The sequence below is a fragment of the Novipirellula sp. genome (assembly GCF_041583735.1).
Taxonomy (GTDB): Bacteria; Planctomycetota; Planctomycetia; order Pirellulales; family Pirellulaceae; genus Novipirellula.
In genome coordinates this window covers 1-26,907 of sequence record NZ_JBFHFD010000041.1, presented here as the reverse complement: position 1 = coordinate 26,907, position 26,907 = coordinate 1, and the positions used below count along the sequence as shown (strand labels likewise).

General features: G+C 54.6%; 19 protein-coding genes and 1 pseudogene. 7 read left to right on the top strand and 13 right to left on the bottom strand.

Annotation, left to right across the window (positions count from 1 at the left end):
• Positions 1 to 324: 324 nt before the first annotated feature.
• From ABX962_RS05665 to ABX962_RS05635, 7 genes are all read right to left on the bottom strand, one after another.
• Entirely contained in the window at positions 325 to 480 is a 156-nt protein-coding gene (locus ABX962_RS05665; RefSeq protein WP_372717433.1) for a hypothetical protein, read from the bottom strand.
• 298 nt (positions 481 to 778) lie between these two features.
• Entirely contained in the window at positions 779 to 1,012 is a 234-nt protein-coding gene (locus ABX962_RS05660; protein WP_372717431.1) for a hypothetical protein, read from the bottom strand.
• Positions 1,013 to 1,028: 16 nt separating this feature from the next.
• Positions 1,029 to 1,529, bottom strand: a complete 501-nt coding sequence (locus ABX962_RS05655; protein WP_372717429.1) for a hypothetical protein — start codon at positions 1,527 to 1,529, stop codon at positions 1,029 to 1,031.
• 93 nt (positions 1,530 to 1,622) lie between these two features.
• Entirely contained in the window at positions 1,623 to 2,618 is a 996-nt protein-coding gene (locus ABX962_RS05650; RefSeq protein WP_372717427.1) for an FAD-dependent oxidoreductase, read from the bottom strand.
• A gap of 41 nt (positions 2,619 to 2,659) precedes the next feature.
• Entirely contained in the window at positions 2,660 to 2,899 is a 240-nt protein-coding gene (locus tag ABX962_RS05645; RefSeq protein WP_372717425.1) for a hypothetical protein, read from the bottom strand.
• The gene (locus ABX962_RS05640; protein ID WP_372717423.1) at positions 2,896 to 4,347 is read right to left on the bottom strand and encodes a YeiH family protein; all 1,452 of its coding nucleotides are present in this window, start codon (positions 4,345 to 4,347) and stop codon (positions 2,896 to 2,898) included. The genes ABX962_RS05645 and ABX962_RS05640 overlap by 4 nt, the downstream gene beginning before the upstream one ends.
• 87 nt (positions 4,348 to 4,434) lie before the next feature.
• On the bottom strand, positions 4,435 to 4,947 hold the full coding sequence (locus tag ABX962_RS05635) for a MarR family winged helix-turn-helix transcriptional regulator (RefSeq protein WP_372717421.1): 513 nt from the start codon (positions 4,945 to 4,947) through the stop codon (positions 4,435 to 4,437).
• Between the two features lie 233 nt (positions 4,948 to 5,180).
• Between ABX962_RS05635 and ABX962_RS05630 the strand changes: the two genes are divergently transcribed.
• A complete protein-coding gene (locus ABX962_RS05630) occupies positions 5,181 to 6,620 on the top strand; it encodes an FAD/NAD(P)-binding protein (protein WP_372717419.1) in 1,440 nt (479 codons plus the stop codon).
• Between the two features lie 14 nt (positions 6,621 to 6,634).
• On the opposite strand, the gene ABX962_RS05625 is transcribed toward ABX962_RS05630, so the two are convergent.
• The gene (locus tag ABX962_RS05625) at positions 6,635 to 8,080 is read right to left on the bottom strand and encodes a DNRLRE domain-containing protein (RefSeq protein ID WP_372717417.1); all 1,446 of its coding nucleotides are present in this window, start codon (positions 8,078 to 8,080) and stop codon (positions 6,635 to 6,637) included.
• Positions 8,081 to 8,105: 25 nt separating this feature from the next.
• The gene (locus tag ABX962_RS05620) at positions 8,106 to 8,732 is read right to left on the bottom strand and encodes a sigma-70 family RNA polymerase sigma factor (protein WP_372717415.1); all 627 of its coding nucleotides are present in this window, start codon (positions 8,730 to 8,732) and stop codon (positions 8,106 to 8,108) included.
• Between the two features lie 187 nt (positions 8,733 to 8,919).
• On the opposite strand from ABX962_RS05620, the gene ABX962_RS05615 reads away from it, so the two are divergent.
• The 3 genes from ABX962_RS05615 (at position 8,920) to ABX962_RS05605 (ending at position 15,993) form a co-directional block, all read left to right on the top strand.
• Positions 8,920 to 13,221, top strand: coding sequence for a sulfatase-like hydrolase/transferase (locus ABX962_RS05615; protein WP_372717413.1), 4,302 nt, complete (start codon positions 8,920 to 8,922; stop codon positions 13,219 to 13,221).
• 210 nt (positions 13,222 to 13,431) lie between these two features.
• Positions 13,432 to 14,760: a Na+/H+ antiporter NhaA gene (locus ABX962_RS05610; RefSeq protein ID WP_372717411.1), complete on the top strand. Its 1,329-nt coding sequence runs from the start codon at positions 13,432 to 13,434 to the stop codon at positions 14,758 to 14,760.
• A gap of 186 nt (positions 14,761 to 14,946) precedes the next feature.
• The gene (locus tag ABX962_RS05605) at positions 14,947 to 15,993 is read left to right on the top strand and encodes an LOG family protein (RefSeq protein WP_372717409.1); all 1,047 of its coding nucleotides are present in this window, start codon (positions 14,947 to 14,949) and stop codon (positions 15,991 to 15,993) included.
• 261 nt (positions 15,994 to 16,254) lie between these two features.
• Here ABX962_RS05605 and ABX962_RS05600 read toward each other — a convergent pair whose 3' ends face one another.
• From ABX962_RS05600 to ABX962_RS05590, 3 genes are all read right to left on the bottom strand, one after another.
• Positions 16,255 to 18,285, bottom strand: coding sequence for a MutS family DNA mismatch repair protein (locus ABX962_RS05600; protein WP_372717407.1), 2,031 nt, complete (start codon positions 18,283 to 18,285; stop codon positions 16,255 to 16,257).
• 11 nt (positions 18,286 to 18,296) lie between these two features.
• Positions 18,297 to 20,033: a hypothetical protein gene (locus ABX962_RS05595; protein ID WP_372717405.1), complete on the bottom strand. Its 1,737-nt coding sequence runs from the start codon at positions 20,031 to 20,033 to the stop codon at positions 18,297 to 18,299.
• Positions 20,034 to 20,183: 150 nt separating this feature from the next.
• Complete coding sequence (locus ABX962_RS05590; RefSeq protein ID WP_372717403.1) at positions 20,184 to 21,110, bottom strand: EamA family transporter; 927 nt, start codon at positions 21,108 to 21,110, stop codon at positions 20,184 to 20,186.
• 26 nt (positions 21,111 to 21,136) lie between these two features.
• On the opposite strand from ABX962_RS05590, the gene ABX962_RS05585 reads away from it, so the two are divergent.
• The 3 genes from ABX962_RS05585 to ABX962_RS05575 all read left to right on the top strand — a co-directional run bounded on the left by ABX962_RS05585 (position 21,137) and on the right by ABX962_RS05575 (position 25,005).
• Positions 21,137 to 22,342 (top strand): hydrolase, encoded by a 1,206-nt coding sequence (locus ABX962_RS05585; protein ID WP_372717401.1) that lies wholly within the window; start codon positions 21,137 to 21,139, stop codon positions 22,340 to 22,342.
• A 138-nt stretch (positions 22,343 to 22,480) separates the two neighbouring features.
• The gene (locus ABX962_RS05580; RefSeq protein WP_372717399.1) at positions 22,481 to 23,911 is read left to right on the top strand and encodes an aminotransferase class III-fold pyridoxal phosphate-dependent enzyme; all 1,431 of its coding nucleotides are present in this window, start codon (positions 22,481 to 22,483) and stop codon (positions 23,909 to 23,911) included.
• 56 nt (positions 23,912 to 23,967) lie between these two features.
• Complete coding sequence (locus tag ABX962_RS05575; protein ID WP_372717397.1) at positions 23,968 to 25,005, top strand: arginine N-succinyltransferase; 1,038 nt, start codon at positions 23,968 to 23,970, stop codon at positions 25,003 to 25,005.
• Between the two features lie 469 nt (positions 25,006 to 25,474).
• On the opposite strand, the pseudogene ABX962_RS05570 reads toward ABX962_RS05575, so the two are convergent.
• Positions 25,475 to 26,841, bottom strand: a pseudogene (locus tag ABX962_RS05570) (IS3 family transposase); the annotation flags it as partial.
• Positions 26,842 to 26,907 lie beyond the last annotated feature (66 nt).

Below are 26,907 nucleotides of genomic sequence, written 5' to 3'. Positions count from 1 at the left end.
TTCACATTCTGAAGAATCTCTTTGGGCGAACGGGTCGGAGCAATGCTGGCGGCAAGAGCAAAAGCAGCGGTGAGCGATTCGCGTTGGCAAGTGATCTTCATGGAACCATGGACTTACAAAGAGAAAGAAGATTTCGTAGCCATGTTGTACCGGTTCATGGGCGGATGTGTGTAGTGGTGAAACCAATCCACAACCGAACATTCACTGGGTGCCTCTTAAAGGTTTAAAGAATATATAAATCGTCGTAGTCTTAATTCGAGCCTAAGAAGTGTTTGTAAGTAGATAAAAAGATTCGTAACTTGTTGATACAAATAGGGTTGCGGTTTAGGTGGGGCTGTGGAAAAAGCGTGAAAACAGCGTGTGGAAATGGTTGATAACAGCGGGAAAGATCAACACAGGCAAACAGAGCCAAGCAAGGACCAACAAACCGAGATGACAAGCCTGCACAAAGGACGATCCGGGATTGAACAAGTTATCCACGGAAAAAATAGTTTTGAAAGCTTCAAAAAGGGGGGGAAACAGCGGTTAGGACGCTCTGAAAGCCGGACCGCCAGGGCACCTGTATCGTTGTTGCTCGAGGAAGATGACACAGAGGAAACGGCCAAAATAGTAGGTAGCGATCGCGGTTCGGGGCCTCGCCCGGTCGCAGCGAAAGAAACGTCAAAATGAGACCGGCCGGCTTGCGCCGCACCGCTACAAAACCACCTGGTTAGTGTCAAAGTAGATGGCATTGGCGCTGTCTGTCGAGCATTGACAACGTCGAACGACGAGGGCGAGTTCAGGAAAAGAACTTTTTGTGGGCCACGGCGTTGGCCGTGACCGCTTTGACGGTGCTGATCAGCGGCAGAAATTGCCTTGCTTTCGCTCGGCCGACTCGTTCGTTGCAGAAGAACAGCAGTGTCAGAAAGGTTTTGCTGATCGCGAATCCGCCTCCGAGTCCAAAGACGGACTTTACTTGATGAGTCTGGACGAAGGGTTGAGCAGAGATGATATTGCGTCCCTCGTTATCCACTGCGGTCGCGGCGTCGCTAACGTAAAAACACCCCAGAAAGCTTCGAGAGCGTGTTGATCTCTAGATCTGACGAATTTTGGGGCGACGAATCACCATGAAGCCAATCCAATTCGAGTCCCACCTCGGCCAATAAGCGGGCGATCATCGGGATCCGGCTGACAAAGTCGGCTGAAACCAGGGGAATCCCAAGGTGTCCTTCGGATTGACGATGATCGTTCCATGCACGCTGAATTCCGCGAGACGCGATCAGCGACAATATGGGAGTTTGCGGGGTGATCCGATCGGCGATCCCCGAATCGTTCGATAACCTATCGACGAATAGCTGATAATCCGGTGGCAATGACTCGTACGGCAGCGTGGCAAACAGCCGGGTCAACACCAGCGATTGTTGGAATTGACCAAAGACAACATCGACGACCGCCGAGCCAGCCGCCTCGAGCGTTTCACATCCTTCGGTTTTCGCCTTGATTACGTCAATTAACGAAAACAATTCGTCGAAATCGCTGATCTTCGCCATCGAAAGGCCTCGTTGGTAGATTCAACTCGCTCATCAGCCCTACCCGAATCATAGCCGACACGACCTCCTCCCGCGTAAGAATTAAAAAAGGTGTCAGAGACCATTTTGATGCCCGGACACCTTTTTGACGCCTCGCACAAGCATCACGACTTCGTCGGCACATCCCCACGCGACGGTGTAGCCGCCGCCGCCATGACCATAGTTATGCACCACGGGTTGCCCCGAGGTGGTCGTATCCAACTCGAGACGGACGGCATGACGACCGGGGCGAAGTCCGACGGCGGTGCCTAGCACGTTGGCGTCTTTGATCTCCGGCACAAGCTCACCACAGCGAGAAAGGATCGCCGCGGTATCGGTAGCGCGTTCGTGGCGGTCCCAGTCGCCTTCTTGCGCCGTTCCGCCAAGGATGACGTCGTGGGTGCGAGGCAACACTAGTGTGAATCGATCGTCCTTTTGATAGATCCGCGTGGATCGGCGAAGTCCTTCGGGACGAGCCACACGGACGACTTGACCACGAATCGGAAAGACCTCTTCATCGTGGACAAAGTCGCGAGCCTCGACTCCCGTACAATTCACGACAAGATCAAACTCGGGGAACAACGAATCGGGCGATTCAATCGTTCGCGTGACAAACGCTGCGTTGGCGGCGGCGACACGTTGTTTCAATTGCGTCATGAAGATGGGAACGTCGATCACCGGCACATTGACGCGGAACGCTTCGGCACAGGGCACTCCATAATCGGCGCCGTCGACTCGTTCCCATTGGTCGACGATGTCGAGCACGTACGCGCTGTCGTCGGGATCGAGACAGAAACGAAGGTGTTGTTCAAAAAAGACGCCCGAGTCTGCATCGGCGCTTTGTTTGACGTACTCGTCGTACGTGGTTTTGGCCCACGAAGCCACGCGGTCCATGGGATACGTTCGGTGCGGCCACCAATAGGCCCCAGCCGACATCGAATTGGTTTGCTCAAACGGTTCCTTGCTAAACAGCGTCACTGCAAAACCAGCTTCCAATAGCCGTAGAGCGGACGTCAGCCCCATCAATCCTTGACCAACAATCGCGATGTTACCTTGGACTGGTTTATTCATGACGGTTCTTTCAGGCTTAAAACGGCGATCGAAAGTAATGGTTACCGAGGGTGGGGCTGAAGCTCGGCCTGCCGCTGCTTCTCCAATATATCTTCCATCACCTCTAACTCGGTGTAATACATCGCGCTGGGGTCGATACCTTGGTCGTCCAGCCACTGCAAATGATCACGCATCTTTGGCTGGCGAGCATACGCCGGCAGGATCACCAACCAAATGATCCAAAGCACGGCGATCGAACCCGCCAGCGATGCCGCTCGGTAAACGCGTCCGCGTGGGGTCATGGCGTCACCGCATCCGCAAAGATGACTTTGAACATCAACCAAGCCATCAGCAAGGTCAAAATCAAGTTGAGCGATTGACCACACACATACAGAACCAGAGGTTTGCCGCCTTTGAGTTGTGGAAACAATTGGCGGAAATTGGTTTCCAACCCGATGCTAACAAACGCCAAACAGAAAAGCCAACCGCGAAGCGTTTTGGTCGACCCGCCGATCATCGCGTTGATCAGTTCCGGTCCGTTAATCAACGAGGAATAGAGCACCGAAAACAGGATTGACATCGAGACAAAGCCGAGCACAAATTTGGGAAAACGATACCAGATTTCGGAGAGCCCGATCTTGGGACCCGTTGGATCTCGTTCGACAAACGTGACCCAATAGATCGCCACGCAGAAAGCGGTCACGCCAATTAGAATGTTTTGGATCATCTTTACTGTTGCCGCGACTTCGAGTGCTTCGTCGCCCAGCACCGCACCGGCGGCAGCCACCGCACCGGTAGCATCAATCGTTCCGCCTAACCACGCACCACCCAGGATGGGATCCATTCCCGTGGCGGTGATCACCGCGGGCATCACCGCCATCATGATGACGGTGAATCCCAATGACAAACCAATCGAAAGTGACAATTCCTCTTTCTTGGCTTTGCATGCCGCCGCCGTGGCGATCGCGGCCGAGACACCACACACGGACATGTCCGCAGAGATCACCATATTGAGCGATTTGGATTGGATTTTTAGAATCTTTTGGCCAAACACGTAGGTCGAAATCAACACGACCGGCGTGACCAACCAAGCGACAAACACACCGGGTAAACCCAAGGCCAACAAGCGACTCATCAGCACTTCCGCCCCAAGCAGTACCAAGCCGGTCTTGATGAAAAATTCAGTCGAGATCGCCGGACGTAGAAACTTGGGCGTGCCGACCGTGTTGCTGATGATCAGTCCCACTAACAGTGCCCACAACGCGTATTCAAGATTGTAGGCTTTGACCACGCTTTGACCCGACATCCAATACGCCAACGTCGCCAGCAGAAACACGAACGGGAACGCCGCCAAGAAGGCCGACGCAGATTTACCCCGCATCTGATTGGCGACCGCAAACAACGCCCCGATGATCACAAAGGCCCCAAGGATGCCTTGCCAACTTGATGCGATAGCGTCAATCGGATTGTCGGTCCACTTGCCCGGTTTCGAGAGGTAGGGTTTTAGCGGACTGGTGATACTGACCGATTCGCCGGCGGCGATACTTTCGCTGACGTGCTCGCCTTGGCTGAACCAAACGGCGGCAAAGGCAACAAGAAGCAACAGGCCGGCACACCAAATCGCCCACCAATCTTCGCTGGTCGACATGTCCTTCCACAGACTCGGTCGCGGTGGTGGCGTAGCAAGGACCGAATCGTCGCCGATAGATTCATGATCGCTGGATTTTGGTGAAGATGCTTCAGTGCTCATGGGTGGGAATTATGGGGTAGGAGGGTGGGAAAATCGGAATGCAAGACGCAATCGAGGCAAGGGGAAGAAACGAACAGAAAAACGAAGCTACAGAGCGGAACTAGAAAGCGATTCGCTGGCACGACGTTCGACCGCTTTGTTCATGCTGGTTCGCACTAACTGCAGCAACCGAATCAACTCCTTTTGTTCACGGCGTTTCAGATCGCTCATGACTTCGCGTTCGAGTTCGCGTAGGTGATCGACGATCGGCGAGACCAACTTGCGGCCTTCCTTGGTGATCGTCACATAAACCGCCCGGCGATCGGTTTCGCTCCGCTCGCGCGTGACGAGTTCACGTTTTAACAATCGATCGACCAGTGCCGTGACGGCCGGGACGACTTGGACCAGACGCTCGCCAATTTCGCTGCACGTCAACGGACGGTCCTCCATATCCAAAATGCGAAGCAGATTGTATTGCGAAAACGTCATGTCGTGTTGGCGAAAGAATCGGGCCAAGTGATTGTCGAGTTGGTCCCCGGTGCGAACCAAGCTCACGACGGCTTCTTGATCCACGCTTGCGAAAGGTTCGCAGCGGTGCAGTTCTTGGGAAAGGTCGCTCATCAAAAGGAACTTGAAGGGAGGGATTCGTAAAGGAAGGTGAAGGGTCGAAATCAGTTGACGCAATAATACTTTATCGATAAGATATTCGCGAATCAAGATCTGATGTATGCGGTTTAAACCCGTTGCGACAGAGACTGGTTTACGGTCCCCCTCCCCTCCTTGAAAACTGCAAGTGGGATGCGTGCCCCCTTGGGCGCATCACCTTCCCTCTTTGTCCATGGAAGTTTGTCGACATGCCAACCACGGCCATCATCGGTGGCGGGTTCAGCGGAACGCTGGCCGCCGTCAATCTTACTCGCTTCGCCACCACACCTCAGCGAGTCGTAATCATCAACTCAGGAAGCCCGTTTGGCCGCGGGACCGCATACGGAACGACGCGCAGCGAGCATTTGCTGAACGTGGCAGCCAGAAACATGTCGGCTTTCCCAGATCATCCGTCGTACTTTTTCGATTGGTTGCGTTCGCGAAGCGAGTTTGATGCGATCGACGACGATACGCTTCGCGAAACATTCATTCCTAGGCGAATTTTTGGTGATTATGTTCGTGGCTTAGCAGCTCACTATCTCGGTACGGCGGACCCTAGATCCAGCGTCCAGTGCGAAGTGGTAGAGGATTCAGCCGTCGACGTAGTTCCGCGTGGTTTGTCGGCTAGCGGCAACCAAGGCGGCGTGGTGATGTTGGAAAATGGTGAGCCGATCGAAGCCGAATCGATCTTGTTGGCGACCGGGAATCAACCGCCGGCCGGTTTGCCCGGTGCCAGCGTACTCGCGAATGATCGACGTTATAGCGGCAACCCTTGGAAGGATTGGCACGAGAATCTTCCCAGCGACGACAAGCACATTGTGATCTTGGGGACCGGGCTGACTGCGGTCGATGTGATCGTGACACTTCGCAACAAAGGGTGGTGCGGAAAGGTGACCGCGGTCTCTCGCAATGGCATGTTGCCGCAGCGTCATTTCCGTGGCATCGAGTGGCCACAAGTGATCCCCGATGATGGGCAAACGCGTTCGTTAAAAGAGTTGGTGCGATTGATTCGCCAGGATTGTGAACGTCTGCGGGGCGCCAGCCAAAACCCTGCGATCGCGGTCGACAAATTGCGAAGCCGCACGCAACAGTTATGGAAGGACCTATCGCTCGATGAACGGACATTGTTCTTGAAAAAGTACTCGGCGGACTGGAACGTGATTCGTCACCGTATCGCCGGCCCGATCCATGATGCGATCACCGATGCACTGGATTGCGGACAATTGACCATCACCGCGGCCACCATCGAGTCGTTGACGGCGGGTGAACATGGGATCGGGATTCAAATGGTGGATCGCGAGGGACCGCCGAAACGCATCGAAGGCGACTTGGTCATCAATTGCACAGGTCCCAAATCTCGATTCTCCGATTCCGCGTTGCCGCTGTATCGCAATCTGTTCGATCGAGGTTTGGCCAAACCGGATGCCATGGACATGGGAATCGCGGTGGCCGATGACTTCACGGTCTTGGACAGCAATGATGTTCCGGTCCCATTCCTGCATGCGATCGGCCCGATCTTGAAGGGCACGTTGTGGGAGAGCATCGCAGTGCCCGAACTGCGTCAACAAGCCTACTTGGTCGCGCAGTCAATCCTGGATCAAGAACCGGTCGCCGTTTCCAACCCCGACACGATCGAGTACTGCATCTAAATCTGCCACCTTTTTTAGGGGTTTAACGTCAACCGCAGTGTTGGCGGGGATGCGTCGGGGTGTCGACGGCTGGCGAATCCATGGACGTAACAATCTCGGATTCCGGCGGTTTCCGACACCAGGATCAGCGTGGCACCACCGTTGGTATCTTGATTCAAGAACTCGGCAAGTTCGGAAGTATCGATACTGAACATTCGCGTGGGATCGGACTGCGGCACGACAAATTTACCCAGCAGTTTTGTTTTTGTCGGGTCGAGTGTCACGTCGTCGGAAAGCACACCAGGCGACGATTGCCACGATAGAGTTGTTTCGTCCCAATCTTCAAGTGACTCGTCGGTCACTCCATAAACGGCAAACGTCGCATCGGGCATCAGCGATAGAAAACCGATGTAGGTGGGAATGCCTTGCAGCTGCAGTTTAGCTGAAAGGATGGTTCTCTGCGAAACAAACGAAAGGTCGAAATGCATATAGCCGCGTCGCCGGAAAGGTATGCCCCACGAGAAATCAGGGGGTTCTTTCACCAGCAGAGCGGTTCGAGACAGTTTGTCGTCGGATTGCTTGCCTGCCATTACATAGCCGTCGCGGCCCTTTCCGATGGCGGTAGAAATTTGCACGGTTTGTTGCTCGGCATCGGCTGAGGCAAGTGACGGGACTTTCCCACCATCATCCACCATTTCGCTTTTGAATGTTTCAATTCCGACGCGGGTAAATCGTTTTGCATCACGAGTCGTCACCGATACGGTGGTGCCCGAGGAGAGATGTTTCGCGTCAACGCGTCCTTTGACCACGGTCAAATCGGAATTGCCATCGGCGGTGACGTTCACACCAAATACCGTTCCGCGATCGATCAATAGCGAAGTCGGCGTTTGCACCTCGAAACCTTCGCCGCCGGGATGGACTTCGGCAAAGACGCGGCCAGAGTGCACAAAGCATCGATCGGTGCTGATCAATTCCAAATCCGCGGGGCCTTCCATCGTCACGTCGACCAAACCGATTCGTAGTGCGGCGATCCCGCGATCCAACACCAACCGCCCAGGATGTAACGAAACGCCTGGAACGGTGGGGATTGTAGATCCTTGCCATTGGCAATTCTCCGTTTTCACAATCATCCCAATCCCCTCCTCGACACCACGATCAAGGTACAGCCATGTGGTCGTCAAGAAGAACAGGAATCCGGCGGCGAGTCCGACGTACGCCCATTTCGGCACACTCCGCCATTTCGGCAGCGAGGCTGCCGTCAGAGACGGCATCGATAAATCACTCAACTCGTCTTGGGGATATGCGATCGCAGATCGAGTTTGCAAGGATTCCACGAAGTCACGCTTCAGCGACGGATCGCGGATGAGGCATTCCTCCAACTCGGCAAGTTGAGCTTCCTCGGCCAGATCGTCGAGCACTAAGTCGCGTAATTCGCAGTAGCGATCCCAGTGTTGCCGAGAGGTTTCGTCGGATGTCGTCATCTTAATTTTCGGTTTTCCGATTGCTTTATTGTTCGTTGTCGCGACGCATTCGCTGCGAAACACAATCACGCAATGCTTCGCGGACTCGGTTGATCATGCGGCGAACGGTGGCGTTGGAGCGGTTTACTTGTTGGGCAACCACATCCAAGGGGATTTCGTTGCGGTAACGATCTTCGATCAGACCGCGGTGATGCTCAGGCAGCATTTCAATACACTTGTCCAACGCATTGACGTAATGATCATAGTGTTCGTGGTTTTGGATCAACTCGGACGAGACGAGTTGTGTTAAATCATCACTAAAACGAAGCCGTTCCCGGCTCTGCCTTTTTCGCCAGGCACGTACTTGGTTGTAAGCCACCGTGCACGCCCAGGCGGCAAAATTGGTTCCGCTCTGGAAGCGGTCAAATTCACGCCATGTCACTAGGCAGGTTTCTTGGAAGACTTCGTCGACATCGTTTTGCGTGGGCAGCAGACTTCGTAAATACAGCAGGATCACACGACGGTGTTGCTCGAAACGTTGGGTGTATTCACGCTGCCGATCGAGTTGTCCTCGTTGTAAAGCGGCACTTTTCGAGGCGTCCGTCGTGTTCAGCGGATCCGACGGAGGGTCTCCGATCTCCGGCTGAGAATTCGCTTTGGCATCGTCCGTCATCCGTCGATCATCAAACCTCGATAGGGCTGGCTAGGGAAAGAGAGCCGAATGCGGCTCATTGAGACATCATTTTAACAATTTTCGTTTTTATTGAGTTACGATGTCTCATTCCTCGCTTAAATGCTCTTTTGTGGTAGCGATCCCTCCTGCAACACCTACCTCGATTTCGATAATAAACGGTCCTTTAATGAGACGCCTGAATCACTCCCCCCTCGTCGTGCTTGTCAGCATTTTGTTCGCCTTCACCGCGATAATCGCCCGAGCCGAGACTGCCAAACCCAATATCGTCTTCATTCTGACGGATGATCATCGTTGGGACGCGACCGGCGGATCGGATGTCGGAATAGTACGCACCCCCAATCTTGACCGCATCACAGCGTCAGGAACTCGTTTCGAAAAAGCGTTTGTCACCTTGGCGATCTGCTCGCCCAGTCGTGCCGCGTGTCTGACCGGTCGCTACGGAAGCGCAAATGGAGTGACGGAAATCGGGAAAAGTCGAATCAAAGATTCGGAAGTCACCTTTGCTCAGTCGCTGAGAAAAATCGGCTATCAGACCGGGGTGACTGGCAAATGGCATTTGGGAAACAAGCCCGAGGATTGTGGTTTCGACTTTGCATCGACCTGTTGGTCCAACGGTACGTGGTACGACCGCAAATTCACCGTCACAGGCGAAACCAAAGTCATGCCTGGGTTTGTCGACGATGTCACCGCCGATGAGTCGATTCGTTTCATCCGCGAAGCGATCGAAAACGACGCTCCATTTGTGTTGTGGATGAACACGCAGGTGCCGCACATGGATCATCGTCACCAGTGGCCAGCCGAACAGGCCTATCTGGATCAATACGAAGCATCCGAGATGCCACTACCGCAAACCTGGAACGATGATCTTTCGGGAAAACCCGAATACCTGAAGTCGGCTCGCAACCGCACTCAAGCATTAGCGTATGGCTATAACGACCCAGCCAACATCCGCCAACACGCCAAAGAATACTTTGCCAGCGTCCAGCAGATGGACGCTGCCGTCGGCCGGGTGCTCGATGAAATCGAATCGCTCGAGATCCGTGACAACACGTGGATCATCTTCATGGGGGATAACGGCTGGATGCTCGGTGAACATGGCATGACCAGCAAGGTGTTGCCGTACGAGGAATCGATGGCAGTACCGATGGCGATCGCTGGTCCCAACACGAAAACGCAAGTCGTTTCCGAATTGGTCTTGAACATCGATTTGACAGCGACGATCTACGATCTAGCGGGATTGCCGATTCCGGAATCGCTACACGGTCGCAGCTTGCTGCCGCTTGTGCGTGCGGAAAAGCCTGCCGATTGGCGAACCAGTTTTCTGTACGAAGCTCCGTCACAACAATTGGGAAGCCAACCGTTGTGGGCCGTTCGCAGTTCACGTTGGAAGTACATTGAAACCGAAACGAGCGAAGGAGTGCGTTTTTCAGAACTGTACGACTTGGATCGAGATCAGATCGAACAAACGAATGTGGCTAGCGATCCGAGCAACGCAATCGTCGTCGAAGATTTATCGAACCAACTGCGCAAGCACCGATGTGACATCGCCGCGGACGAGGTGACTTTGGTTGCGGAGCAACAGGCAGAAATTGAAACTAAAAAAGAGCCACAGACTGAGAGTGTGGCCAACGCGGAACGAAACGCTGGAAGCCTATCTCACCGAGACGAGAAGGTTCGCAACGACCTCCATATCAGTGGGGTTTATCCGCATCTAACCACTTATGGCATCTACAGTCAAAACGGAGGCCACTTCAAGTCAGGGCATGATGAGTGTGGGATCGGAGCGATCGTGCCTTGGGCCGACAGACTGTGGATGGTCAACTACGCGCCGCATCAACCTCGCGGCAGCGAACACAAACTGTTCTCGATCGGCGAAGATCTGCAAACGCTGACCATTCACCCTGAAAGCGTTGGCGGTACTCCGGCGGGACGGATGATCCACACGGAATCGAATCAATTGCTGATCGCTCACTACCTGATCGACGCCGAGGGCAACGTTCGCGTCATCTCGCCGGCGGACATGCCGATGCGAGTGACCGCTATCACGCGGCATCTGACTGATCCCGCGAACATGGTTTACTACATCGATATGGAAGGGGCGATTTGGGAAGCCAATGTGCACACGTTGGCGGTCAAGCGATTGTTTAAAAAACCGGTTCCCGGTTGGCATGGCAAAGGGGCTTATGTTTCTCAGGGACGTTTGGTGGTATCCAATAACGGCGAACATGCCGCGGGCACCTACGATGATCTGGTTGTCGGAGGCGCCGCAAAGAACAGCGAAGAACGTGGTGTACTAGCCGAATACGATGGCGAAAATTGGAAAATCGTCGAACGTCGTCAATACACCGAGGTCACCGGCCCCAACGGCATCGCGGGTGGAAGCGACGGCAATGACCCGATTTGGACGATGGGCTGGGATCGACGCAGCGTGCGGCTAAAGGTGCTCGACGACGGAACGTGGCATACTTACTTGTTGCCCAAAGCCGCCTTTTGTAACGATGCCATCCATGGTTGGTACACCGAGTGGCCGCGGATTCGCGAGATCACCGGCGGTCGCTGGATGATGGATATGCATGGCATGTTCTTTGACTTTCCCAAGACGTTTACCAGTCAAAACTCGGCTGGCATTAAGCCGATCGGCAGCCACTTGCGGTACATCCCCGACTTCTGTGCTTGGAATGACAAATTGGTGTTGGCGACGGATGAAACCAGTATCCAAGGCAACCATTTGGCAGGACAACCACAAACGAATCTGTGGTTTGGCGACTACGAAGACCTGAAAGAATGGGGGCCTGCCAGTGGTTACGGCGGTCCTTGGATCGAAGACAAAGTGACGGCAAACACCCCGTCGGATCCGTTCTTGGTTTCAGGGTTTGATCGCCGCGTTTTGCATCTTGCCACCGGACGTACAAAGCCAACCGAAGGCGAAAAAACCCTCCGAGCGAGCGATCAACAAGAGATTCGCTCGATGCCCGATCGGCTTGCCTGGTTACCCCGAGTCACCGTCCCCCGAGGCGATTGGCACCGCGCGGCCAAAGGCTATTCGTTTGACGTCGACCAAAGGGTCACGGTCTTTCTAGCCGTCGACCAACGTGGTAATCCAACCTTGGATCCCGCTTGGAAAATGACCGACATGACGCTCATTTTGGGCAAGAATTTACAAGACGTGGTTTACGCTCGTTCGTTTGAACCGGGCACGATCACGATTCCCGAAAATGCAACCGAGCATCAGCCGGGATCATTTGGAATGCCTCACACCGCGTTTGTGCTTGGATCCAAACCGAGTGAGCTGAATATCAAAACCGATCGCTCTTCGATTGTCACCCGACCGGTGGAGCAGCGAATCGTTGGTGGCGATGCCACCCCCGTAGTTTTTGTATTGCAAGTGGATCGTCGTGGTGATGGCACCTGGGTTGATTACGAATCGATCGAAGTCCCCGCCGATGGATACGTGGCCTATGAATTGCCAGAGGATTTCGATGCGATTTGGTTGCGTTTGAAAACGAATCGTGATTGTGTTGCCACCGCGTATTTACACCAAACCTCGGCCAAATTTGTCGACGGAAACGCGTCCGAAAATCATACACTGTTTGCCGGACTTGCAAGCGTAGACGACGATCAAGCACGCAGTGCGTTGGTTTATGCCGCCAAGCGAAATCGAAATCTGCGTGTGATTGCGTCAGAGGACCGCTTCTTTGATTTCACCAAGGCTGGTTTTGAATTCAAAGCTGACGAAGTCGATCCAAAACTAGCGGACTTATTGAACGTCGAGCCGCAATTCACGGTCGACGAAGCTTCGGTAGTATTGCGACACGGCGGAAAACGGTTGCGATTGCCCAAAGGAAACGCGGCTTACGACAAGCCATTTGCGTTGGGATGGCCGCGAGATGTCCGCGAAGTCGAATCCGAGCGAGTGTTGGCGAATATCCATGGCACGTTCTATGAGGTGCCATTGGTGATCAACGGAGCCCCGCCGGCGTTCAACTTGATGCGTCCCGTGTCGAGCCACTCAAAACAGATCGCCGATTTCTGTACCTGGAACGGACTGCTCGTGCTGACCGGGGTTGGCGCGGATGCGAAAAATGACGGTCACGTCTTTGCCGATGAAAAGCAGGATGCGGCGTTGTGGTTTGGCGGGATCGATGACCTTTGGAAGTTCGGCAAACCGGTCGGTTACGGTGGCCCGTGGCTCAGCACAACGGTTAAGGCTGGACAGCCATCGGATCCGTATCTGATGAAGGGTTACGATCGCAAGTCGATGTCGCTAACGCACGAATCGGAAGATTCCGTCACGATGCATGTCGAAGTGGACATTACTGGGGACGGTCATTGGCGACGCTACAAGTCGTTTGATGTGCCGTCCGGTGAAATGCTAACGTATTCGTTCCCCGATGCGTTTAGTGCGGCCTGGGTGCGATTGGTTGCGGCGAGTGACACGACCGCGACCGCTCAATTGCAATACGAGTGAGGGTTGTAGTGTTTTAGCAGGTGAGAAGTTCGCACTCAAAACGAAACTCGCGTGCCACTAAATCGCGTAAAGGCTCACATTGTGAGCCTTTTTTCTTGGACTCTGACTCTCACCTTCCGAATAACCGCCACAGGCTGCCTCATCGGACGCTTTTAACGCCATCGGTTCGCTGCGAATGGAAGTCGCGGCTCATAGCGTAACCCACCTTTAATGACGAGCGATCCCAGCTTTACGGGATTGCCGTCTTCTCATTTAAAGCTGGGGCAGCGTGACTTGATGTCGGGGCAACCAAAAAAACGCGGACTTGTTCGTAAGTTGATCGATAATTCATTTTTACTGATCGTCGGGGCGGTCTCGGCTCTGGTGTGGGCGAACATTCATTCACCCAGCTATCAAGCGTTTGTGAACTTTGATCTAGCGTCGTTATTTACCGCCACTCACGCCGGTGGTCATGCCGCCGAGCATGCGAATTCGCATGGTTTCACGCTGCACTTCTTTGTCAACGACATCGTGATGGCATTGTTCTTTGCGATCGCGGCCAAGGAGGTGTGGGAATCGTTGCTGCCCGGTGGATCGTTGGCGGATCCCAAAAAGGCAGCGACTCCGCTGCTTGCTACTGTCGGTGGGATCATGGGCCCAGCCCTGGTGTATATCGCGGGGACTTATTTCACCGGAACGCATGATTCGTTAGGCAAAGGGTGGGCGATCCCGTGTGCGACCGATATTGCATTTAGTTACTTGATTGCACGATTCATTTTTGGTGCCAGCCATCCGGCGATCGCGTTTTTGTTGCTATTGGCGATCGCGGACGATGCCGCAGGATTGATCATTCTAGCCGTGTTTTATCCACAAGCCGAAATCCGTCCCGAATGGTTGTTACTGACCGTGGGTGCGATGTTATTCACGATGCAACTGCGTCGATCGAAGGTTCATTCTCACTGGGCTTACCTGATTGGTCCGGGGATTGTGTCGTGGTTTAGTTTTTATCAGGCCAACATTCATCCGGCCTTGGGTTTGGTCCCGATCATTCCCCTGCTACCTCACGCCCATACCGACCTTGGCATTTTTGCTCGTGAGGAACAGAACCGGCACGACACCCTCAATGAGTTTGAACACGCATGGAAATTGCCGGTCGAATTTGGGCTGGGATTGTTTGGGTTGGCCAACGCAGGCGTCGTGATGAGCAGTCTTGGTACGGGCACCTGGGTTGTGCTGGCAGGACTGCTGGTGGGCAAACCGGTCGGCATCACTGTGCTGACGTTATTTGCTGAGAAAGGATTGAAACTTGAAAAGCCAGCAGGGATGGATTATCGCCATGTGGTAACGCTGGGAATGGTTGCTGGCATTGGTTTTACGGTGGCCTTGTTCGTCTCGGTTGCGGCATTCACCGTCCCAGGATTGGATCAAGATTCGGTGAAAATGGGAGCTTTGTTAAGTTTTGCGGCCGCTCCGATGGCAATCGTACTCGGCAGATCACTCGGCATTCGACCTTTGCAGTCGGTTGCTAGCGAAGAAGAGAAGCTGGCCAAGGCAGCTTAATTTGTATGCCACAGACCAGGGGGCTTGTTGCGATCGGCAACGAGCTTCCCTCGCCGGACCCGAGCACGTTACACTGGCATACCGATAACACTGGCATACCGATAATTTGAATTACTAAAGACACACGTTGCACTGACTCTGTATCCTTTCGAGCATTTGCATCCTAGAACAGGCACTGAAGGACCCATGGACCATAAACGTCTGCCCGACGAAGCCATTGGCGAAGATGAATTGCAACGTCCGCAGCCGGCGGACGAGCCGATATCGACGATTGAAACGCAAGACATTTTGCAGGTCATGCGTCATACCATCGATCGGCTCGAGAAAGACAATACGGCTCGGGGTGACTTGAAGATCTTGTCGCGAACGCTTCGTGAATTACGCTACGCTTTCAAGGTGTTTCGTCCTTTCCGCAAACGCCGCAAAGTCACGATATTCGGTTCCGCGCGTACGCAGCCGGGGCATCCTGAATACGAAAGTGCGGTTGAGCTAAGTCGCCGGATCGCATCACACGGATGGATGGTGATCACGGGTGCCGGCGGTGGCATCATGGAAGCGGGACACCGCGGCGCGGGCCGCGAAGCATCGATGGGGCTGAACATCATGTTGCCCTTCGAACAAAGTGCCAATCCTTACATCCAAGGTGACGCCAAACTTGTCACGATGAAGTACTTCTTCACTCGCAAGTTGATGTTTGTTAAAGAGTGCAGCGGAGTGATTTGTTGTCCTGGCGGTTTCGGCACGCTTGATGAAGCGCTCGAAACATTAACGCTGATGCAGACCGGAAAACAAACGTTGATCCCGTTGGTGTTGCTGGACTCGGCCGAAGGTAGCTATTGGCGAGACTTGGGCGTGTTCTTTGAAAAACAGTTGCTCAACAACGGCATGATCAGCCCCGAGGATGTGAATCTTTACAAGATCACCAACTCGGTCGATGAAGCGATTCAAGAGATGTTGCAGTTCTATCGCAACTATCACAGCATGCGATACGTCCGCGACCGACTCGTTTTTCGCTTACAGAAAGAATTGACGGCGGACGCACTCGAATCGATTCGCGAGCAGTTCAGCGACATTCTTGTCGACGGTACGTTCGAGCAGTCGGCGGCGCTACCGGACGAGATCGGCGAGCCCGATCTAGCGCAGATGCCGCGTTTGGTGTTCCACTTCAACCGCCGCGCACTCGGCCGATTGCGAATGTTGATCAACACGATCAACGAAGTGGAAACGGTGTAGCCAACCACGGGCTGACATCTAACACCGTTTTGCAACAAGCAACCGCGGAGCGGTGCCAGCACTTAGCTGCAGGCGTGAGCCCGCAGAAACGCAGCAGTTACCTCTCCACCGATGAAGTCGGGGGAGAGGTGGCAGAAAATCAGCGTAACTAAAAATCACAACAAACCCAAAGTTTTAGCGGGCCAGGCTAACGCCCATGGCTAAGTGCTGACATCGCTAACGTGATTGCGCTTTTGGCTTGGAAAGCCGAGCGACAATGCGCTACGCTTTCGGTCCTAGCCCGACCATTTCTAACAATCGCAGCGCGTTGGTCGTGGGCGAGACGCCTTGCCGCATTTGGTAATCGAACGTCATCGTGTCATTACCATCGTCATCGGTGGTAATGGTCTCGCGAAAATGAACGGTGTGCGCGATTAAGTTTAACTCGGGTTCGTCCGCCAGTTCCAAGTCGTGTGTGCTGATCGCACCGATCGCTTCGAATCCAATCAGGTGCCGCAATACTTGCACGACTGCGATTTGCCGTTCGCGGCTGTTAGTGCCTTGCAAAATTTCATCGAGCAAAAACAGCAATACACGGTCTTCTTTTTCGGCCAAGCGGCGGGCGTGATCGACCACCTGTTTCAAGCGATGAAGCTCGGCCATGTAAAACGAAACCCCTTCACTGAGATTGTCGCTGACGCGAATACTGGTCGCTAATTCAATCGATGGCAGGGCAAACCGGGTGGCACAGACCGGGGCGCCGGTTCCTGCCAAGGCGATGTTTAGCCCGATGCTCCGCAACATCGTGCTCTTGCCCGACATGTTGCTGCCGGTCACCAGCAATAGCGTTCCGGGTGGTCCCACGGTCACGTCATTGCGGACGCGGGACTCATCGGGAAGCAGCGGATGGCCGATCCCGACCGCTTCGACCGAGCGATCACTTGAATCGTACTTCCACTCGGGCGTGGTCCAACTTGGATACTCGTCGCGAAGCGCTGCCAACGACATCAGCGATTCAAATTGTCCAAGCGACTCGAACCAACCGGCGACCACATCACTATAGTCCTCTTGCCACTGTTCGAGTCGTTTCAGCACTCGGACATCCCAAAGTGCGAACGCTTGTAGCGGCAAGTATATTAAAAACGTTGCTGCCGATTGCCGCAGTGCCCCTGCAGATGCCACTTTTTGTAGCGCCAACATCCCGGCGGCCGCAGAGCGTGGACTCGCGACCAAGGTATCGCGTATATTTTGCAAGTGAGCCGTTCCACTTGGTTCAGTGTTGTTCGTGTCGCTGTCGGTGGGCAGTCGCTCGGCGGCGGCAAAAAGCTCGCGATAATCGTCCACGGCACCACGGCTAGCCATCGCGATGGAAAAGATTGCATGAGCCGGTCCGAGCGCAACGCCGGTCAAGGTGACGTTAATAATGCCAACGGCAAGCAGCCCAAACAGTCCAATTTTGAACCACGTCGCCGAGCCCAGCACAAGGAAGCCGAGCAGCATCGCGAGCACAAACGCAATTGCCACAATCGCCGACAGGTTGGCCCACCCGGACAACCATTTGCGTGACGCCAACCAACGTGGCCCAGTCGCCCAGGTGGTGAATCGGTCGGGATCACCACTGCTTTCGGCGACTTTGCGAGCGGTCACGTAGAACCGCAGTCGCTCTTCGCGCAGGGGTGCAAGGGTTTCAATCGCCTTGGTTCGCTCGATTGCATCGCTGGAAATCGCTGGGCCGGTCAACCATGACGCAAGCGTGCGAATGCCGGGTGTGGTCGCGGTCATCGAAACCAAATGGAACAACGACGCTCGGCCCAACAGATCCAAATCGGCCGCCGCATCCCGCTGGCCCGCTGGCAATGTGACTTCGCCAAGTTGCCGCGATAGGCTGGCGGTGGCCAAGCGATCCCAATCACGCTCGATCCGTGCGACCAAGCGGCGGAACACCGAGCGTTCACGTCGCAGCGCATCGATTCGATCGCGAATCGGTTCATTTAAAACCACCGCAACGATGAAGCCGATGAACGCCGCCCATCCAATTGGTTGCGCAATGGTGACGTCGCCGTAGTAGCCGACCACCCAAAACAGAATCGCCAACAGAAACAAGACGACGCGAATGGTGCCATAGGTCCGATCGCGAACTTTTAAGTGATCACGCTCGGTTTGAATTTCGGCTAAGTGTTCACGATAGCGGTGGAGAGCTTCGCCGGCATGACTCGACTGGGCACTCTTATTCGCAGAGGGCTCCGCGCTCGTGTTCGCATCGGGACTCGTATTCGTATGAGGGCCTGTGTTTGCATGCGGGCCAGAGTTCACGTTCAGATCCGTCAAGCCGCATCTACCTCCAACGCCGCGGGGCGTCGTTTTTTATTGGAAGAATCCGAGACGACTTTCAAGGCAATACGGTCCTGCAAATTCGGTCGGAAAATGGTCAGTAACAACAAGGGCAAGAACCAAGCGATGTAGAGTCCGCCACCATAACCGTGCCAGAATTGGGCACCTACCATCACGGCAGCCGAGCACCCAATCAGGGTTCCGAGGTTCTTTTGAGCCGGCCAAGCGGCAAAGAACGAACAGAGGATCACGAATCCGACGATCACGGGTAAACGCCAAATGGGATTCCAGCCCAATCCCCAAATGCCACCCAAGATATTGGATTTTGTTTCGGGTTTGAACAAACCAAACATCGTTCGCAAATGATCGACAAGCGATTCGACTCCGCTAAGCGACAGCAGCATCATCAGCAAACCGAGCATCACTGCGACCCCGATCGTGAACCGCCACACACCGCGTCGCCAATAGAAACTGATCCACAGCGGCAACAAGAAAAACGGGTAGTACACCAGTCCGGCGGCAAGCCCCAGAAAGATGCCTGCGACAAGCGGTTTGCGATAGAACAAGACCGCCCACAACAACAAGGCCGCAGGCAGCGCATGATCGACGCGTCCGGTCATTTGTGCGGTATACGGCATTAACAAATACAGCGTCGCGCAACCCACGCCGGCTCGCATATTGCCAAAATGCCAATTGCCGATCAGCACGATCCCCGAAACGATCGCCGCGTGTGCGAGGATCGCCAGGACTTTGGCAATCGTGGCCAGTCGACTTTGCGACGCATCTAATTCGTTCTCGTCACCCTGCGTGGAACCTGCCAAGGCGTCGGTCACCGGGCGAGTTGGAATCGCCGGTAACATGTTCATCAATGCGTAACCCGGCCCTAGTTTGGGTCCCTGTTCAATTTGGATCCGCGGCGTGCTTGCGACGATGTTCGCCATCATAAAGATGAACAGCGAAACGCCGATAAAGGTCAACCCGCCGCTTGAAAGGTTCGGGTCCAACAGCGGACGACGCACCATCAAGGGATCCAACAGCAATCGAATTAGCAGCATGAATTGAACGACGAACAAGCTGATGAACCCGTATCGGCGAATATCCTCGGGATCAATTTCCGAGGACGCCGCAGCGTCGGAATCTGACTTGGCATTCGATTCGGGGTCGGCAGCAAGTGATCCGTCGCCTCCCGATATCACCTCGGGCGAGTCGGCAGCAGTTGGCACGGTCGGCTGTGCCAAGATCGCTGCTTCCGCTCGCACCGACGCTTCTTCGGATGCTGTCACGGCAACGGGATCATCGGCAGGCACTGCTTGTGTCAACGCCACCAACACGTCTCCGCCGCTCGAACCGAGCTTGCTGGAGATCGCCGCCGCCGCATCGCGAGTTCGTTGGGTTGGGTTGGTAGTGCCGGCGCCCACTAATTCTCTCAGACCAGTCTTCCTCAACCCCGAGCCGTGATCAGGGTCGGCACTGGCTGAGTTCGTCGACGCCGGAGGTTTTTCGTTTTGGCGATGGGTGATGACTTCTGATTCGATCTCCTGCAATTGACGTCGGCGGCCCTCATGGACCATCAACAACCCTGGGGCCAGCAGAATGAGCAGGAAGATATCGAGGTTGCGGATGCTCCAAAATCGGTGAAAAACGAAGAACAACCCAATCGTCAAAAATGACGACAGGTATACCCAAGTCGTTGGGTCAGGACGTTTGTAATAGAGCAGGATCTCGCTCATCAACATGAAGCAACGTTGGTTGCCACTCGCTTTTCACGTCACTTGATTTGAAACAAAGCTGTCACCATCACGCCGGTCACAGCCCCAGAAAGATACAGTGCCGTATAGGATACGGGGATTCGGCTCGACTGAAAAGCACGACACCGGCCCTCACCCCCCTAACACCAGCAGGGCGACACCACAAAGGATCGTCACCACGCAAGCCGCTTTGGGCCAGAAATTGGCCTCTCCGAGGGCTCGAATCCCGAACAGAAACGCAATCACCACGCTACATCGCCGCACCACCGAGATTACCGAAACTAACGCATCGGGATCGGCCAAGGCGGTGAAGTAGACGATATCGGCGGCTAACAGCAATGGGCTGATACCTAGAATCGCCCATCGCCACTCGAATAGGGCGTGAACCGACAGCTCGTGATCTCTGTTTTTTCGTCCGCTTCGCCACCAGATCACCGCCATCGGGACCATTACGGGGACTAAGTACACCGAAAACCAGGCCTGAACGGTCGAAGGAGCAATCATCACCGTTTGCAACAGATACTTGTCGTAAATCGAGCTCAATGCGCCGAGAATCGTCGCGACGACCATCATCGCGACGCCGCGATCACGTTTAAAGGAAACGCCTTCGCGAAGACTAACCGCCGAGAATGCCCAGAATGCCAAAAGCACGATGACGATGCCGATCCACTGAACTCCCGTGGGCCGTTCATGAAGCAACAGCGAAGCCATCGCGATCGTCCAAAATGGGCTCGTTGAACGGATCGGGGCCGCGATCGACAACGGCAACCGTTTGAGAGCGAAAAATGCAAAGGTCCACGAAGCCCCCACCAAGATGCTCTTGGCCAACAACAATCCGTGCTCGGCAAACGACAGCGAATCGACTTTTAGAATCGGATGCGGCACACTGGTCGGAGAAAACGAGGACCAGCAGATAAATGGCATCCAAATCGCAGCACCGACCGAAACGCTAATCAGCAAAACGATTGGCACGGCGTTCTTTCGTACCGCAATCTTTTTGGTAACGTCATAGAAGCCCAACAGGACCGCAGAAATCGCGGATAATCCAATCCAAGTCATGGCCAACAATTAATTCTTAATTCCAAATGATGTCCGAACCGATTCAAGCTGCAATCGAGTGGATGCACCGCCAACAATCCGCTTCGGTCGATCGGCTCGAGCGTTGGTGCAACCAAAACTCGTGGTCGATGGATGTACCCCAGTTGCAACAAATGGCCGAGATGCTGTGCACGGACTTTCGCAGCTTTGGCGTTTCGTTTGACCAAATTCCCCTGGGACCGATGAGGCTACTGGATGACGCAGGCCAGTGGTACGCCCCTTCGACGGGGCCCGCGCTGTTGTGGCACCACCAACCCGATGCTCGGCAACGCGTTTTGTTGATGATCCACTACGACACCGTCTACCCCGCAGTTGGATCGAACACCGCCGATCGCTGCGTTCGCCAAGGCGATCGATTGCTGGGGCCGGGAACGGCCGATGCCAAAGGGGGGATCGCCGTGATCGCGATGGCGGTCGAAGCAGGATTGCGATTCGGTTTGTTCGCCGATTTGGGGGTTTCGATCCTGCTCAATCCTGATGAAGAGATCGGCTCGACCGCTTCGGAACCGTTGATGCGAGCGTTGGCACCCGAATTTGATGCCGCCCTGGTCTTTGAACCCACGTTGCCCGATGGAAAACTCGTCGCGGCACGTAAAGGATCGGGCGGGTTCGCCTTTGTTGTTCGTGGACGCTCGGCGCACGCAGGTCGCAATCCCGAACAGGGTCGCAATGCGATTGTGCATCTATCGCGGATTGTCGTAAAGCTTGCGGAACTTCATGACCCCGATGGCGGCGTGTTGGTGAATGTCGGCAAGATCGCTGGCGGTGGGCCGTTGAACCGCGTCCCCGACTATGCTTCGGTTCACTTGAATGTACGTGTGACCGATACCCAGGCGATGCAGAAGATCGCGTTGATGCTCGAGGCGATTCGCGATCAGTTCAGCGGCGACGGCTACGAAGTGGAACTGAACGGGATGCTGCATTCGCCTCCAAAATGCTCTAATGATGCGTTGGTGGCGATGCAGGCCAGAGTGGCGCAGGCGGCAAGCGGCGTCGGTCGCTCGATCGAGTGGCAAGACACCGGCGGCGCGTGCGATGGCTGCAAATTGGCGGCGATGAATCTACCCAACATCGACACCATGGGAATCACAGGCGATAAACTACACAGCAGCGAAGAGTATTGTGTTCCTGCAACGCTGGTACCCGCAGCGGCGACCGTTTTGACATTTTTAGCGAACAGCGCCGCCAAGTAAGTGTCCTGTACGAGATTGCGGTTGTGCGATTGTCGGCACGAGCCCGCAAAGCATCACGAAAAAACGCCACATCAAGGGATGTGGCACATTGAACTTCCAAGATTCACTTTGATTCATTTTCCAACCCAAACGGAGCCAATGGCTGTGGTTGAACCAACGTCCAAATCGTCCGCGACAGCTGCGGAAGCCCTTCGATCGGATCCTCGTGTGGCCGAGGCAAAACGGTTGATCGCCGAAGCGGTTGCCGAACATGCAAAATCGATCGACGATGTCCGTGGTGCGGATGAGTCGTTGGTTCCCGGTTATCAAGCGATGCTCGAGCGTTTGGGCCAAGCACGCGGAGGCGCTCCGATTTGGCCTTACCTATCAGCCGGTTTAGGCAACGGACCTTATGTTCAACTAGCCGACGGCAGCGTCAAGCTAGACTTCATCGGCGGCATCGGGGTGCATGGTTGCGGGCACAGTGATCCGCGAATGGTTGATGCGGCAATCGACGCGGCGCTCGAAGACACGGTGATGCAGGGCAATCTGCAGCAACATCCGCCGAGTCTAGAGATGTGCGAACGGTTGCTGAAATTGGCGACCGCCGGCGGAGCTAAATTCGATCATTGTTTGTTGTCCACCAGCGGGGCGATGGCGAATGAAAACGCACTGAAGATCGCGCTGCACCACAAGGCACCTGCGAACCGAATCATTGCGTTTGAAAACGCGTTTGCCGGCCGCTCGATCGCGCTCGCCGCACTGACCGATCGACCCAACTATCGAGCCGGCTTGCCATTGGCACTGGCGGTCGATTACCTGCCGTTTCGTGAACAAGCCGACCCCGAGGGCAGCACCAAGCGAGCGGTCGCTCAGCTGAAACGATTGCTCAACCGACACCCTGGTCGCTACGCCGCGTTTTGGGCGGAACCGATTGCGGGCGAAGGAGGCTACTATCCCGGCAGCCACGATTTCTTCGAAGCGTTGTGTGTTCCGATGCGTGAAGCCGGCATCCCAATCATTTTTGACGAAGTCCAATCGTTCTCGCGAACCTCCAAGCCGTTTGCGTTCCAGCACTACGGGCTCGACCGATTCGCTGACATCGTCACGATCGGCAAGATCACGCAGGTCTGTGCAACGCTGTACGGCGAAGCATTCAAACCGACCGGGCCGATTCTGAGCCAAACGTTCACCGGAGCTTCGTCGTCGATTGCGACGGGGCTTGCCACCCTCGATGCACTCGAAGCAAGTAATTGTTTCGGAGCAGATGGCCAGAACGTCAAGCGGCACGAATACTTTGAGAACGCGCTGAATACGTTGGTCAAAAAGTATCCTGGATTGATCTCGGGTCCGTTTGGCGAAGGCATGATGATCGCCTTCACTCCGGGTGACGGCAGCTTTGATCAAGCAAAACGGTTAATGGGGATCATGTACGATCTTGGTTTGCTTGGTTTTGTCTGTGGAGCGGATCCGACCCGCATTCGCTTTTTGCCCGCCCCGGCAATCACGACGACCGAGCATATTGATGCGGCGATTACATTGTTGGATCAATCGTTGGCGTTGTTTCGCGAGCCAGAGCAAGTAAAATAGAACGGAACCGCGACGCACGCGGATGTGCCACGAGTCATCACACGAGGTCGGAAACGATGTGGGTTCTACGCGCCGTTCGCATCGACGATCTTGATGCACTGCACGATTTAGTCAAATCCGCCACACGCGGATTGACCAGTTTGCAACTGAAACGCGATCAATTGCTTGATCGCATTGAACATTCCGAGTTCGCGTTTTCGCGAAGCGGTCCGTCGCCACGCGGTGAGCCTTATGTTTTGGTTTTAGTGAACCAGCAAACCGGCGAACTGGCGGGCACGTCGACGGTCTATGCAAAAACCGGCGGCTATCAACCGTTTTACGCGTATCAGTTGGTGGAGACCGAGCACGTCAGCGAACAGCTTGGTGTTCGCCAACGACGACAATCGCTGCTGTTGACGCGGATCCATGATGGTCCGACGGAAATCGGCAGTTTGTTTCTGCGTGGCAAATACCGCGGGCATGGTTTTGGTCGTTGGTTGTCGATGGCACGTTTCGCGCTGATCGCGATGCGGCCTCACCGCTTCGCTGATCGCGTGATTGCCGAGATGCGAGGACGTGCGGACAAGGACGGCACGGTCCCCTTCTTTGAAGCGATTGCGGGAAAGTTTATGCCGATTGAATTTTCCGTCGCCGACGCGTTATCGACGGTTTCAAAGCAGTTCATCGAAGAACTGATGCCCGATTCGCCGATCTATCTGAATCTGTTGCCCAGCAAGATTCGCGACGGCATCGGGCAGGTCCACGACGAGACCGTTCCCGCGTTAGCGATGTTGAAAAAGGAAGGTTTCCGCGAAACTGATTTCGTCGATATCTTTGACGGCGGACCGATGATTAGTTGCGAAACGAATCAAATCAAAGCGGTTAAGCGAACCCGAGAATTGACCGTCAAATCGATCCTCGTGGAGGAACCGAGCGGTTCCGAAGCCGGCAGTTCAGAAAAGCACATCGTCTGTAGCACACACCATGGTTTTACCAGTGTGTACACAACAATTTCGATTGATCCCACCACCGGCGACGTGACCATCGATGCCGCAAGTGCCGAGGCGTTGCAGCTCGGCATCGGTTCGACATGCTACGTGTTGGGCAAGTCGTAGGGGCAACGTGCTCCTAGGGCTTACGTTGGACTGCTAAAACTTTAGGCTTATTGTGACATTAGGTTGCACCGTTTTACTGCCACCTCTGCCGTGCTTCGCTCGGGCGAGGTAACTTGTTGTTTGTCACCTCTCCCAAACTTGTTTGGGAGAGGTCGAGCAGAGCCTTCAGCGAATGCTCGGGTGAGCGGAATGTGTCAACGACAGTGAGACAACTTTTTGATAGTTGTTAGGTGCTGCATCCCGCGTGCTCAGGGGCCAGCCCCCGAACCCCCGGGATTTTTTCAGGCATGACTCGGGTGTTCAAAGAGTTTGTTGCTGGTACTGTGTCGACGTCCGGTGAAACGGAAGACGGCTCTGCGGGGACGCAACCGTCCAAGGGATAACCGGATCGAGGGTGCGTCAAAGACGTTACTTCTGGAGCCCCCGGGCAATTCGCTTCGGGGGCTTCGCTTTTCAATTCATCCTTTCGTTTGGGAGCGTTGATCCAAACTGCTTTGGGAAGGCTTGCAGGTGTGGGAATGCCGTGTACGAAACGCTCGGGATTTTTCTGCCATGCCACGTGAAGCGTTTGTTTTCTCGACTCGATCACTTTTTCGCCTTGGCCGTAGTGCAACGATGATGGGGTAAGCAGGCCGATGCCACTGTGATAGTGCTCGTCGTTGTACCAGCGAATGAATTCACGGCAGAACCCAAGTGCGTCTTCATAGCATCCAAATCGCTGGGGAAATTCAGGGCGGTACTTCATCGTTTTGAACTGGCTTTCCGAGAAAGGATTGTCGTTGGAAACATGCGGCCGACTGTGTGACTTGGTGACGCCCAGCGAACCAAGCAACTGCGCCACCGAATGCGATGTCATCGATGGCCCACGATCGCTATGGAGGATCAATTGCTCGCGTGGAACGTTTTGCTTTTCAATGGTTGTTTCGATCAGCTGCGTGGCCAGATCGGCGCTTTCACGATGTGCCAGCATCCAGCCGACCACGCAGCGGCTGTAGATATCCAGAATGACATACAGGTAATAATAAGTCCATTTCTCCGGGCCCTTGAGTTTGGTGATGTCCCACGACCAGACTTCATTGGGGCCGGTCGCAAGCAATTCAGGCTTTTTGTAGTTCGGGTGTCGGAGTTGGTTTCGTCGTTCGCGAGTGCTTTGATTCGCTTCAAGGATGCGATACATCGTCCGCACGCTGCACATGTACTCCCCTTCATCGAGCAATTTCGAGTAGACCTGCCGCGGCGACTGATCAGCGAAACGTTCGCTGTTGAGTCGATCGATCACCGCTTTTCGTTCTCCGAGCGAAAGTGCTCGAGCTGGGATCGGTCTCGGCTTAGGTTGCCGGTCGGGATCGCGGCGACGGTACAACGTCGCTCGCGAAACATTTAGTGCGCGGCACGCAGCAGCGACACCGACTCGTTTGCTGAGCCCTTCAGCCGCACTCAATCTGTCTTCTCGTGTGAGCGAGTCTGCATCATCTCCGAGACTTTTTTTTGGACGTCAATGATCAACTCCGCCTGGCGAAGTCTTTCTTTTAGGCGTTCATTTTCGCGTTTCAAAGCGGCAAGCTCTTTTGCCTTTGACGGTATTGCTGGGGGCACATCGCTACTGGGCTTATTCGATGATGACAATGATTTTTCCCGAAGTTGACGACGCCAGCGCTGAACCACTGACGAATAGAGCCCTTCACGACGTAGCAGAGCTCCAATCTCACCAGGCTCGGAGCACTGCTGAGCCTCGAGCGCGATCCGACGTTTGTACTCCTCTGTAAAGCGACGACGGGTCGCTTTCTCAGCCACCTCAGGATTTTTCTTAACTTTTTTGTTGGCGATTTCGGTCATGTAAACTTTCCGTGCCCTCGACTTTGAAAAACTTCAAAGTTGTCTCACTCATGTTGGCACAGAGGG